The organism is Mesorhizobium sp. M1A.F.Ca.ET.072.01.1.1 (assembly GCF_004023325.1).
In the GTDB taxonomy this organism is placed as follows: domain Bacteria; phylum Pseudomonadota; class Alphaproteobacteria; order Rhizobiales; family Rhizobiaceae; genus Mesorhizobium.
Genome location: NZ_RZSF01000207.1, coordinates 1 through 12,036 on the forward strand (window position 1 = coordinate 1; position 12,036 = coordinate 12,036).

The 12,036-nt window shown below is 63.8% G+C and carries 10 protein-coding genes; 9 read left to right on the forward strand and 1 reads right to left on the reverse strand.

Annotation, left to right across the window (positions count from 1 at the left end; translation table 11 throughout):
• Positions 1 to 19 precede the first annotated feature (19 nt).
• From EOA32_RS24380 to EOA32_RS24415, 8 genes are all read left to right on the forward strand, one after another.
• On the forward strand, positions 20 to 1,258 hold the full coding sequence (locus tag EOA32_RS24380; protein WP_067318935.1) for an ABC transporter substrate-binding protein: 1,239 nt from the start codon (positions 20 to 22) through the stop codon (positions 1,256 to 1,258).
• An 85-nt stretch (positions 1,259 to 1,343) separates the two neighbouring features.
• A complete protein-coding gene (locus EOA32_RS24385; RefSeq protein ID WP_128373095.1) occupies positions 1,344 to 2,237 on the forward strand; it encodes a sugar ABC transporter permease in 894 nt (297 codons plus the stop codon).
• 13 nt (positions 2,238 to 2,250) lie between these two features.
• Positions 2,251 to 3,174, forward strand: a complete 924-nt coding sequence (locus tag EOA32_RS24390) for a carbohydrate ABC transporter permease (protein WP_245499368.1) — start codon at positions 2,251 to 2,253, stop codon at positions 3,172 to 3,174.
• Positions 3,174 to 4,283 (forward strand): ABC transporter ATP-binding protein, encoded by a 1,110-nt coding sequence (locus tag EOA32_RS24395; protein WP_176478014.1) that lies wholly within the window; start codon positions 3,174 to 3,176, stop codon positions 4,281 to 4,283. Before EOA32_RS24390 ends, EOA32_RS24395 begins: the two co-directional genes overlap by 1 nt.
• Before the next feature lie 49 nt (positions 4,284 to 4,332).
• Complete coding sequence (locus EOA32_RS24400) at positions 4,333 to 5,079, forward strand: sugar phosphate isomerase/epimerase (RefSeq protein ID WP_095826804.1); 747 nt, start codon at positions 4,333 to 4,335, stop codon at positions 5,077 to 5,079.
• A gap of 11 nt (positions 5,080 to 5,090) precedes the next feature.
• Positions 5,091 to 6,233 (forward strand): Gfo/Idh/MocA family oxidoreductase, encoded by a 1,143-nt coding sequence (locus tag EOA32_RS24405; protein WP_095783546.1) that lies wholly within the window; start codon positions 5,091 to 5,093, stop codon positions 6,231 to 6,233.
• A 107-nt stretch (positions 6,234 to 6,340) separates the two neighbouring features.
• Positions 6,341 to 7,387: an L-glyceraldehyde 3-phosphate reductase gene (mgrA, locus tag EOA32_RS24410; protein WP_095783545.1), complete on the forward strand. Its 1,047-nt coding sequence runs from the start codon at positions 6,341 to 6,343 to the stop codon at positions 7,385 to 7,387.
• 125 nt (positions 7,388 to 7,512) lie between these two features.
• A complete protein-coding gene (locus EOA32_RS24415; protein ID WP_095826879.1) occupies positions 7,513 to 7,917 on the forward strand; it encodes a Fur family transcriptional regulator in 405 nt (134 codons plus the stop codon).
• A gap of 46 nt (positions 7,918 to 7,963) precedes the next feature.
• Here the strand turns inward: EOA32_RS24415 and polA are convergent, their stop codons facing one another.
• A complete protein-coding gene (gene polA / locus EOA32_RS24420) occupies positions 7,964 to 10,927 on the reverse strand; it encodes a DNA polymerase I (protein ID WP_189407340.1) in 2,964 nt (987 codons plus the stop codon).
• Positions 10,928 to 11,362: 435 nt separating this feature from the next.
• On the opposite strand from polA, the gene EOA32_RS24425 reads away from it, so the two are divergent.
• Positions 11,363 to 12,036, forward strand: a 674-nt coding sequence (locus EOA32_RS24425; protein WP_128373098.1) for a M20/M25/M40 family metallo-hydrolase, incomplete at its 3' end; no start/stop codon positions are given.

Here is a 12,036-nt window from a genome sequence, read left to right on the forward strand (position 1 = left end):
GATTCTGGGAGGAACCGAAATGCGATACAAATTCCTGACCGCCGCGTTCGCCGCGACGGCCGCGCTGAACTTCGCCGGACCGGCGGCCGCGACCGATCTCGAAGTCACCCATTGGTGGACTTCGGGCGGCGAGGCGGCGGCAGTGGCCGAACTGGCCAAGGCGTTCGACGCGACCGGCAATCACTGGGTCGACGGCGCCATCGCCGGTTCCGGCGGCACGGCGCGGCCGATCATGATCAGCCGCATCACCGGCGGCGATCCGATGGGCGCCACCCAGTTCAACCACGGCCGGCAGGCGGAGGAGCTCGTCCAGGCCGGGCTGATGCGCGACCTCACCGATCTCGCCACCAAGGAAAAGTGGACGGAAATCGTGCGGCCGAAGAGCCTGCTCGACTCGTGCACCATCGGCGGCAAGATCTATTGCGTGCCGGTCAACATCCATTCCTGGCAGTGGCTGTGGCTGTCGAACGAAGCCTTCCAGAAGGCCGGCGTGCCAATGCCGAAGGACTGGAATGAATTCGTGGCGGCTGCGCCGGCGCTGGAAAAAGCCGGCATCATCCCGCTCGCCGTCGGCGGGCAGCCCTGGCAGGCGTCCGGCGCCTTCGACGTGCTGCTTGCCGCCGTCGGCGGCACCGACGCCTTCCTCAAGGTCTACAGGGACAAGGACGCCAAATTCGCAGGCGGTCCCGAAATCGCCAAGGTGTTCAAGGCCGCCGACGACGCCCGTAAGATGGCCAAGAACACCAATGTGCAGGACTGGAACCAGGCGACCAATCTGGTCATCACCGGCAAGGCCGGCGGCCAGATCATGGGCGACTGGGCGCAGGGCGAGTTCCAGGTCGCCGGCAAGACCGCCGGCAAAGACTACACCTGCCTGCCCGGTCTCGGCCTGAACGAGGTCATCGCCACGGGCGGCGACGCGTTCTACTTCCCGCTGCTCAAGGATGCCGACAAGGCCAAGGCTCAGGAAGTTCTGGCCGAGACGCTGCTCGACCCGAAGACCCAGGTCGCCTTCAATCTCAAGAAGGGCTCGCTTCCGGTGCGCGGCGACGTCGACCTCAACACGGCGAACGACTGCATGAAGAAGGGCCTCGCCATCCTCGCCAAAGGCGCGGTGATCCCGTGGACCGACCAGCTCTTGTCGCAGGACAGCCAGAAGCAGAAGGAGGATCTGTTCTCCGAATTCTTCGCCAAGCCCGACATGACGCTTGAAGAGGCGCAGAAGCGCTTCGCCGACATCATCGCGTCGGCCGACTGATCAACGGCGCCCCCGCCAGCTCCCGGCCCCCGCCTATCCGGGGTCGGGAGCGTGATGTCCTCATTGTCCGAGCCCGGCTGCCGAGATGAGCAACAGCGAACGCCCCAACCAGCTTTTACGCAACCTCAACGCCAAGGTCGCATCGATCCCGATGATCCTGACCGCGCTGGTCGTCTTCGTCGGCGGCACGGCCTGGACGGTGCTCTATTCCTTCACCAATTCGAAGCTCTTGCCGCGGCTGAACTTCGTCGGCCTCGACCAATATTACCGGCTATGGGCGACGCCGCGCTGGCTGGTGTCGATCGAGAACCTTTTGATCTATGGCGTGATCTCGCTGTTGTTCTCGCTGGTGATCGGCTTCATCCTCGCGGCATTGCTCGACCAGAAGATCCGCTTCGAGGACACGTTCCGCACGATCTTCCTCTATCCTTTCGCACTTTCTTTCATCGTCACCGGGCTGGTCTGGCAGTGGCTGCTCAATCCCGATTTCGGCATCCAGCGCGTCGTGCGCGACCTCGGCTGGACGAGCTTCAGCTTCGATCCTCTCTACAATTCCAGCATCGTCATCTACGGCATTTCGATCGCCGCGCTCTGGCAAGGCACGGGACTGATCATGTGCCTGATGCTCGCCGGCCTGCGCGGCATCGACGAGGACATCTGGAAGGCCGCGCGGGTTGACGGCATACCGATGTGGAAGACCTATGTCTTCATCATCATCCCGATGATGCGGCCGGTCTTTATCACCACCTTGGTGATCATCGCCGCCGGCATCGTCAAGGTCTACGACCTTGTGGTGGCGCAGACCAGCGGCGGTCCGGGCATCGCCTCCGAAGTGCCGGCGAAATACGTCTACGACTACATGTTCTTCGCCCAGAATCTCGGCCAGGGCTTTGCCGCCTCCACGATGATGCTGCTCTCGGTGGTGATCGTCATCGTGCCATGGGCCTATCTCGAATTCGGAGGCAAGAAGCATGGCTGAAGCTGCTGCCTCCATGTCCAGTGACGCTCTTCGGCGCGATGTCGCGTCGCGCGATGCATCGGGGCCGAGCGGAACGAAGCCGCGGCACGTGCTCTCGCGCCGCAACATCTTCCTCTACGGCACGCTGATCGTCGTGGCGCTCTATTACCTGCTGCCCCTCTACGTGATGATCGTCACATCGCTGAAGGGCATGCCGGAAATCCGCCTCGGCAACATCTTCTCGCCGCCGCTGGAGATCACCTTCGAGCCGTGGGTCAAGGCGTGGTCGCAGGCCTGCACCGGGCTCAATTGCGACGGGCTGTCGCGCGGCTTCTGGAACTCGGTGCGCATCACCGTGCCGTCGGTTCTGCTGTCGATCGCGATCGCGTCGGTCAACGGCTATGCCTTGGCCAACTGGCGCTTCAAGGGCGCCGACACCTTCTTCATCATCCTGATCGTCGGCGCCTTCATTCCCTATCAGGTGATGATCTACCCGATCGTCATCATCCTGCGCGAGATCGGCATCTACGGCACGCTGACCGGCTTGGTGATCGTGCATTCGATCTTCGGCATGCCAATCCTGACGCTCCTGTTCCGCAACTATTTCACGTCCATGCCGGAGGAACTGTTCCGCGCCGCGCGCGTCGACGGCGCCGGTTTCTGGGGCATCTATCTACGCATCATGCTGCCGATGTCGCTGCCGATCTTCGTCGTCGCCATCATCCTGCAGGTGACAGGCATCTGGAACGACTTCCTGTTCGGCGTCGTCTACACCCGCCCCGACACCTATCCGATGACGGTGCAGCTCAACAACATCGTCAACTCGGTACAGGGCGTGAAGGAGTACAACGTCAACATGGCCGCAACCATCCTGACCGGCCTTGTGCCGCTCATCGTCTACTTCGTTTCCGGCAAGCTCTTCGTGCGCGGCATCGCCGCCGGCGCGGTGAAAGGATGATGATGGCAGCAGCGATCGCCAATCCCAGCGTTTCGATCCAGGACCTGTCGCTGAATTTCGGCGTCATGTCGGTGCTGAAGACGCTCAATCTCGACGTAGCCGAGGGCGAGTTCATCGTGCTGCTCGGGCCATCCGGCTGCGGCAAGTCGACCTTGCTGAACTGCATCGCCGGCCTGCTCGACATCTCCGAGGGCCGCATCTTCATCAAGGGCAAGAATGTCACCTGGGAGGAGCCGAAGGATCGCGGCATCGGCATGGTGTTCCAGTCCTACGCCCTCTACCCGCAGATGACGGTGGAGAAGAACCTTTCCTTCGGCCTGCGCGTCGCCGGCGTGCCCAAGGACGAGATCGCCAAACGCATCGCGCGCGCGGCGGAGATCCTGCAGATCGAGCCGCTGTTGCAGAGGAAGCCGTCGGCGCTTTCCGGAGGCCAGCGGCAGCGCGTGGCGATCGGGCGGGCACTGGTGCGCGACGTCGACGTCTTCCTGTTCGACGAGCCGCTCTCCAACCTCGACGCCAAGCTGCGGTCGGAATTGCGCGTCGAGATCAAGCTTTTGCACCGCAGGCTGCAGAACACGATGATCTACGTCACCCACGACCAGATCGAGGCGATGACGCTGGCCGACCGTATCGCGGTGATGAAGGGCGGCGTCATCCAGCAGCTCGATGCGCCCCAGACGATCTACAATCGCCCGGTCAACCGCTTCGTCGCCGGCTTCCTCGGCTCGCCGGCGATGAATTTTATCAAGGGGCACCTGGAAGCAAGCGACGCGCCGGTGTTCAAGGCCGACGGTGTTTCGGTGCCGCTCGGCCGTTATCAGTTCGACAACGAAGGCGGGCGCGCCGCCAAGCCCTGCGTGTTCGGCATCCGACCGGAGCATATCGCTTTTGGCGAAGCGGCGAGGGCCATGCCGTTCACCGCCGAGTCAACTGTCGAGATTGTCGATCCGATGGGCTCCGACACGCTGGTGTGGACGAAGCTCGGCGGCCAGATCCTCTCCTTCCGCGTCGAAGCCGACAAGACGCTGCGCAGCGGCGACGCGATCCGCATCGGCTTCGATCCGGCGCGCGCCTCGCTGTTCGACGCCGAGACCGACAGTCGCCTTTAACCTCCCAGACCACAACCTCCCGGAACCATCAAACAGAACGGACAGACAGATGAACTGGTCATTCCAACTTTACAGTGCCCGCAACTTCCAGCCATGGGACGGCGTGCTGAAAATGCTCGGCGAACTGGGCTACAAAGAAGTCGAAGGTTTCGGCGGCGTCTATGACGATCCCAAGGCTTTCCGCGCCGAGCTCGACAAGAACGGGCTCGCCATGCCGACCGGGCATTTCTCGATCGATGCGCTGGAGAAGGATTTCGACGGCGTGCGCAGGATTGCCGATGTGCTCGGCATCTCGCTGCTCATCTGCCCCTACCTCATGCCCGATGCGCGGCCGGGCGATGGCGCCGGCTGGCGCGGCTTCGGCGAGCGGCTTGCCAAGGTGGGCGACACCGCGAAGAAGGCCGGCTACGGCTTTGCCTGGCACAACCATGATTTCGAGTTCAAGCCGCTCGTCGACGGCTCGCTGCCGCAGGAGCACATCCTGTCCGCCGCGCCCGACATCGGCTGGGAGATGGACGTCGCCTGGGTGGTGCGCGGCGGCGCCGATCCGCTGCCCTGGATCGAAAAGCACGGCAAGCGCATCAGTGCCGTCCACGTCAAGGATATGGCGAAGCCGGGGGAGGGGCTGGACGAGGACGGCTGGTCGGATGTCGGCCACGGCACCATCGACTGGGCCGGCCTGATCAAGGCGTTGCGCGCGAAAAGCGCGACGAAGTACTTCGTCATGGAGCAGGACAACCCCAACGACATCGAGCGCTTCGCCCGTCGCTCGATCCAATCCGTCAAGAATTACTAGGACATACCATCATGGCAAACAAACTTGGCGTAGGCGTCGTCGGCTGCGGCAACATCTCGAAGGCGTATTTCTCGCTGGCGCCGCTCTTCCGCGGCATCGAGATGCGCGCCTGCGCGGACATCAACATGGACGCGGCGAAGATGCGGGCGAAGGAGTTCAAGCTTCGCGCCGAGACGGTCAACGACCTTCTCAAAGATGACGACATCGATATCGTCGTTAATCTCACCATTCCGGCCGTGCACTATGACGTGTCGAAGGCGGTGCTCGACGCTGGCAAGCACGTCTATTCGGAAAAGCCCTTCGTGCTGTCGGTCAAGGAAGGACTGGATCTCAAGAAGCGGGCGGAGAAGAAGGGGCTTCGCATCGGCTCGGCTCCCGACACGTTTTTCGGCGGCGCGCATCAGCTGGCCCGCGATCTGATCGACAGCGGCAAGCTTGGCAAGATCACCAGCGGCACCTGCCATGTGATGGGCCATGGCATGGAACACTGGCACCCCAATCCCGACTTCTTCTTCCAGCCGGGCGCCGGTCCGGTGCTCGACATCGGCCCGTACTATGTCACCAACCTGATCCAGCTGATCGGGCCGGTGAAGCAGGTCGCGGCTTTCGCGGCGACGCCGGCCAAGGAGCGCACCATCAGCTCCAAACCGCGCGCGGGCGAAAAAATCCCGGTCAACACGCCGACCACCATCCATGCGCTGCTGGAATTTGCGAATGGCGCGGTGGTGACACTCAACACCTCGTGGGACGTGTGGAGCCACGGCCATGCGCCGATGGAGCTCTACGGCGAGGCGGGCACCGTCTTTGTGCCGGACCCGAATTTCTTCGGCGGCGAAGTCCGCTTCACCGATGCGACCAAGCCGGTGAAGAAGCTTCCCAAGTGGGATCATCCGTTCGGCGTGCCCAATGAGATGCACAGCCAAGGCATGATGGCCAACTACCGCACGGCAGGTCTTGCCGACATGGCGATCGCGATCGGCGAAGGGCGGCCGCACCGCTGCTCGATGGAGCTTGCGCTGCATGCCGTCGATGTCATGACCGGCGTCCTGCGCTCCGGCGAAAGCGGCAAGTTCGTCGCCATGCAGACGACATGCGAGCGGCCGGCGGCGCTCGGCATCAAGGAAGCGAAGGCGCTGCTGGCGAAGAAAAAGTAGGTGGCAACCCCTCTCCCCGTTTCGGCGGGGAGAGGGTAAAGGTGCGGGGCGAGCATCGATTCAAGTCACCTAGCGGCGATCCCGGCCGCCTCTCCCAAGGATTCCCTATGCCCTATGTCGCCGCCGAGAATCGCTACGAGAAGATGATCTACAACCGCTGCGGACGGTCCGGCCTCAAGCTGCCGGCCATCTCGCTCGGGCTGTGGCACAATTTCGGCAATGACACGCCGCACAGGACCAAGCAGGCGATCGTGCGCAAGGCCTTCGACCTCGGCATTACGCATTTCGATCTCGCCAACAATTACGGCCCGCCGCCCGGCTCGGCCGAGACCGCCTTTGGCGAGATCCTGCGCACCGATTTCGCCGCCTATCGTGACGAGCTGATCATCTCGACCAAGGCCGGCTACGAGATGTGGGCCGGCCCCTACGGCGAATGGGGCAGCCGCAAATATGTGCTCGCGAGCCTCGACCAGAGCCTCAAGCGGATGGGGCTCGATTATGTCGATATCTTCTATTCCCACCGTTTCGATCCCGAGACGCCGCTGGAAGAAACGATGAGCGCGCTCGACCATGCGGTGCGCTCGGGCAAGGCGCTCTATGCCGGCATCTCCTCCTACAATTCGCAGCGCACCCGCGAGGCGGCCGACATCCTGCGGCGGCTCGGCACGCCCTGCCTGATCCACCAGCCGAGCTATTCCATGCTCAACCGCTGGGTCGAGGAAGACGGGCTGCTCGATACGCTGGAAGGGCTCGGCATCGGCTCGATCGTGTTCTCGCCGCTGGCGCAGGGCATGTTGACCGATAAATATCTCGGCGGCATCCCGGAAGGCAGCCGCGCATCCCAGGGCAAGTCGCTGCGTCCGGCCTTCATCAACGATAAGTCGGTCACCAACATCAAGGCATTGAACGCCATCGCTAGCCGGCGCGGCCAGACGCTGGCGCAGATGGCGCTGGCCTGGGTGCTGCGCAAAGGACGCGTGACGACGGCGCTGATCGGCGCCAGCCGGCCGGAACAGGTCGAGGATTGCGTCGGCGCTCTCAAGGCGCTCGACTTCAGCGACGCCGAGCTTGCCGAGATCGACACCTATGCGCGCGAGGCCGACATCAATCTTTGGGCGGCCTCCGCCGAGCGCAAGGGGCCGCCACGCAAGTAGTGGCCCGCGCCGGGCCGCCAGCTGCGGAAACAGTGGCAAAGATGCGCGTTCGTCGCTATCTCATGGACCAAAGGCCGTTCGCGTGCGCAGTCGGCACGCGAAACGACGCGACGACCGGAGACAAGATGACGGCAAGGGATGCGCTGACCAAGAACCAGCTGTGGGTGCTTGAGAAGCTCGAAGCCGCCAGCGGGCCGCTGAGCGCTTATATGCTGCTCGACCAACTGCGCGAGCGCGGGTTCCGGGCGCCGCTGCAGGTCTACCGCGCGCTGGACACGCTGGTGAAGTCGGGCTTCGTGCACCGGCTCGAAAGCTTGAACTCCTTCGTCGCCTGCGCCGAGCCGCACGACCACAGTCATTCGATGACCGCATTCGCCATCTGCGACAGCTGCGGCCAGGTAACCGAAATGTCCGACCATGATGTCGACCACCGGCTGGACGAATGGGTGCGCTCGACCGGCTTCGCCGCCAAGAAGGCGGTGATCGAGTTTCGCGGGGTTTGCGCGAAGTGTAGAGCTGAGGCGGCTTAGCCCTCGAGTCGTCATCCTCGGGTCAAGCCCGAGGATGGCGAAGGTATCAGTGCGCCTCGTCCCAGTTGTCGGCGGCCCGCGCATCGACATGCAGCGGCACCGACATCGAGACCGCCGGCATCGGCGCGTTCTCCATCACGCGGCGCACCACGGGAATTGTCGCTTCGACTTCTGCTTCCACCGTCTCGAAGATAAGCTCGTCATGCACCTGCAAGAGCATGCGGGCCGACAGCTTCGCCTTCTCCAGCGCCTCTTCCATGTGCACCATGGCGCGGCGGATGATGTCGGCCGCAGTGCCCTGGAGCCTCGCATTGATCGAAGCGCGCTCGTTGAAGGCGCGAACCGACGGGTTGGAGGACCTTATCTCCGGATAGTGGATGCGGCGGCCGAAGATCGTTTCGACGAAGCCGTATTCGCGCGCATAGGCCTTGGTTTCCTCGATATAGTCGCGGATGCCCGGGAAGCGCTCGAAATAGCGCTTGATGTAGGCGCTCGCCTCCTCGCGCGGGATCGACAGCTGGTTCGCCAGACCGAAGGCCGAGATGCCGTAGATGATGCCGAAATTGATCGCCTTGGCACGCCGCCGCACTTCCGAAGGCATGCCTTCTACCGGCACGTTGAACATTTCGGACGCGGTGATGGCGTGGATGTCGGCGCCGTCCGCAAAAGCCTGCTTGAGCTGCGGGATTTCGGCGACATGGGCCAGCACGCGCAATTCAATCTGGCTGTAGTCGGCCGAGACCAGCTTGTGCCCCTTTTCGGCGATGAAGGCGGTCCTGATCTTGCGGCCTTCGGCGGTGCGCACCGGGATGTTCTGCAGGTTGGGATCGGACGATGATAGACGACCGGTTGTCGTCGCGGCCAGGGCATAGGAAGTGTGGACGCGGTTCGTCCCGGGATTGATGAAGCCGGGCAAGGCGTCTGTATAGGTCGATTTCAGCTTGGTGAGCTGGCGCCAGTCGACGATCTTGCGCGGCAGCTCGTGGCCTTCGGCGGCGAGATCTTCCAGCAGCTGCGCCGAGGTCGACCACTGGCCGGTCTTGGTCTTGGAGCCGCCCGGGAGGCCCATCTTGCCGAACAATATATCGCCGAGCTGCCTCGGCGAGCCGATGTTGATGCGCTCGCCGACGATCCCATAGATTTCTTCCTCGGCGCGGGCGGCGCCTTGCGCCAGCTCACCCGAGAGCCTGGAGAGAATCTGGCGATCGACCGAAATGCCGCGCTGCTCCATGCGGGCGAGCACGGGCACAAGCGGCCGCTCCAGCCTTTCATAGACGGAGACGAGACCCTTGGCGGCGAGCCGCGGCTTCAGCAATTGCCACAGCCGCAGCGCCAGATCGGCCTGCTCGCCGGCATAGGCGGTCGCCCGCTCGATGTCGACCTGGTCGAAGCCGACCGCGCTCTTGCCCGAGCCGGCAAGCTCCCTCTTCGTGCCCGGCGCATGGCCGAGCCACTTCTCCGACAGCGAGGCGAGGTCGTGCCCGCCGGATGTGCCGGCGTCGAGCACGTAGGAGATCAGCATCGTGTCGTCGAACGGGCCGACCTCGATACCATGCCGGCTCATCACGACGATGTCGTATTTCATGTCCTGGACGATCTTGAGGACCGACCGGTCCTCGAGCAGGGGCTTGAGCAGAGCCAGCGCGTCGCGGACCGGGACCTGGTCCGCCAGCATGCCGCCGCCAAGCAGGTCGCCATTGCCGCTCGTGTGGGCGAGCGGCATGTAGGCGGCGCGGCCCGGCGCGATCGCCATCGACAGGCCGATCAAGTCGGCCTGCATCGGATCGGACGAAGAGGTCTCGGCGTCGAAGGCAAGGATGCCGGCTTCCCTCGCTTCGGCGATCCAGGCCTTCAGCGCGGCCGTATCGCGAATGGCGACATAGGCCGAGGGATCGATCTTGCGCGCCGTCGCCTGCTCCAGCCGCAGCGCCGAGAGCAGGGAAGGCGTATCGCCCTGCGGTGGGGCATCCTCGGGCCTGACCGGTGCTGCAGGCTTCGCGGCGCCGTTCGGCGCCGCCGCCGGTTTTGAGGCAGCCGGCGCGCCGGCGCCGATATCGGGACCATGTGCGGTGTCGGCGCGCTCGATGGTGACAGTGGAAGCCTGGACGTCGCCGATCTCGGTTGCAGTCGCTTCTGCGACGCGGCGTGTCAGCGTGGTGAATTCCATCGTCTTCAGGAAGCCGATCAGCTTCGGCCCGTCCGGGGCATGCAGCACAAGGTCGTCCAGCCCCTCCTTCAGCGGCACGTCGTTCTTCAACGTCACCAGCTCGCGCGAGATGCGCGCCTTGTCGGCATTGGCGATGATCGATTCGCGCCGCTTTTCCTGCTTGATCTCGCCGGCGCGCGCCAGCAGGCCGTCAAGGTCTCCGAACTGCTCCAGAAGTTGCGCCGCGGTCTTCGGGCCGATGCCCGGCACACCGGGCACGTTGTCGACGGAGTCGCCGGTCAGCGCCTGCAGGTCGATCATCTTTTCCGGCGGCACGCCCCATTTCTCGATCACCTCGGGAATGCCGATCTGGCGATCCTTCATCGGGTCGTACATGCCGACCGTCGGGCCGACCAATTGCATCAGGTCCTTGTCGGAGGAGATGATGGTGGTGTCGGCGCCGACCTCGCAGGCTAGGCGGCAATAGGTGGCGATGATGTCGTCAGCCTCGAAACCTTCCATCTCGATGCAGGGCAGGTTGAAGGCCACGGTCGCCTGGCGGATCAGGCCGAATTGCGGGATCAGGTCTTCCGGCGGCGCCGAGCGGTTGGCCTTGTATTCGGGATAAAGGTCGCTGCGGAAGGTCTTCGCCGAATAGTCGAAGATGACGGCGAAATGGGTCGGCACGATGCCTACGTTCGTGTTGCGGGCGTCCTGCATCAGCTTCCATACCATGTTGCAGAAGCCGAGCACGGCGCTGGTGGGCAGGCCGTCGGATTTGCGGTTGAGCGGCGGCAGCGCGTGGTAGGCGCGGAAAATGTAACCGGAGCCGTCGACAAGAAAGAGATGATCGCCTTTTTTCATGCCGGCAGGGATAGCGCGGCCAAGCTTCGCGGTCCATGCCAAAGGCTGCGCAAACGGCCGGTTCCGGCAACACCCCTGACAGACAGGCCTCGGACAAAATTCAGCCGCTCACGAGCATGTTACAAAAGTGTAATCTTCGTGCCCTTGAATCGCCATTTTCACAGACCCAAATAGCTGTCATCGGCAATTTTCGCCGAAGTCCGGAGTAAGGCCCGTCCCCCGCCTATCCCGGGCAACTGCGGCAGCCTATCCCCCCTCTCCGGGCTGCCGCAACGTTTCGAGTAAAGACCGCCGTGGTTCCCCCTCCACCACGGCGGTTCTTTTTTGTCTCCCAGCCCGCGTGTTACCGACGCCGGAACGCGTGGTCCAACGATCGCGGCTTTGCGTTTTCTGCTCGCCCCTTTAGGGTCGGGCCAGAATCGAAAGGCTGAAGAAATGTCCAGACTCTCCCCCGTCCTTGACCGTCTCGACCAGAACCTCGATCAGAGCCTGGAGCGGCTTTTCGGCCTGCTCGGCATCAAGTCGATCTCCACCGACCCGGCTTTTGCTGCCGATTGCCGCCAGGGCGCCGAATGGCTCGCGGCCGAGCTCAAGCTGATCGGTTTCGACGCCAGCGTGCGCGACACGCCCGGCCACCCGATGGTGGTGGCGCATCACGAAGGACCGGCCGGCGCGCCGCATGTGCTGTTCTACGGCCACTACGACGTGCAGCCGGTCGATCCGATCGAGCTGTGGGAAACGGATCCATTCGCGCCGTCGATCAAGGAGGTCCAGCCCGGACGCAAGGTGATCGCCGGGCGCGGCTCGGCGGACGACAAGGGTCAGCTGATGACCTTCGTCGAGGCCTGCCGCGCCTGGAAGCAGGTGCACGGCAATCTGCCGTGCCGCGTCACGATCCTGTTCGAGGGCGAGGAAGAGTCCGGCTCGCCGTCGCTCAAGCCCTTTCTCGAGGCCAACGCCGCCGAGCTGAAAGCGGATTTCGCGCTGGTCTGCGACACCAGCATGTGGAACCGCGAGACGCCGTCGATCTGCGTGTCCCTACGCGGCATGGTCGGCGAGGAAGTCACCGTCAAGGCAGCCAGCCGCGACCTGCATTCAGGCCTCTATGG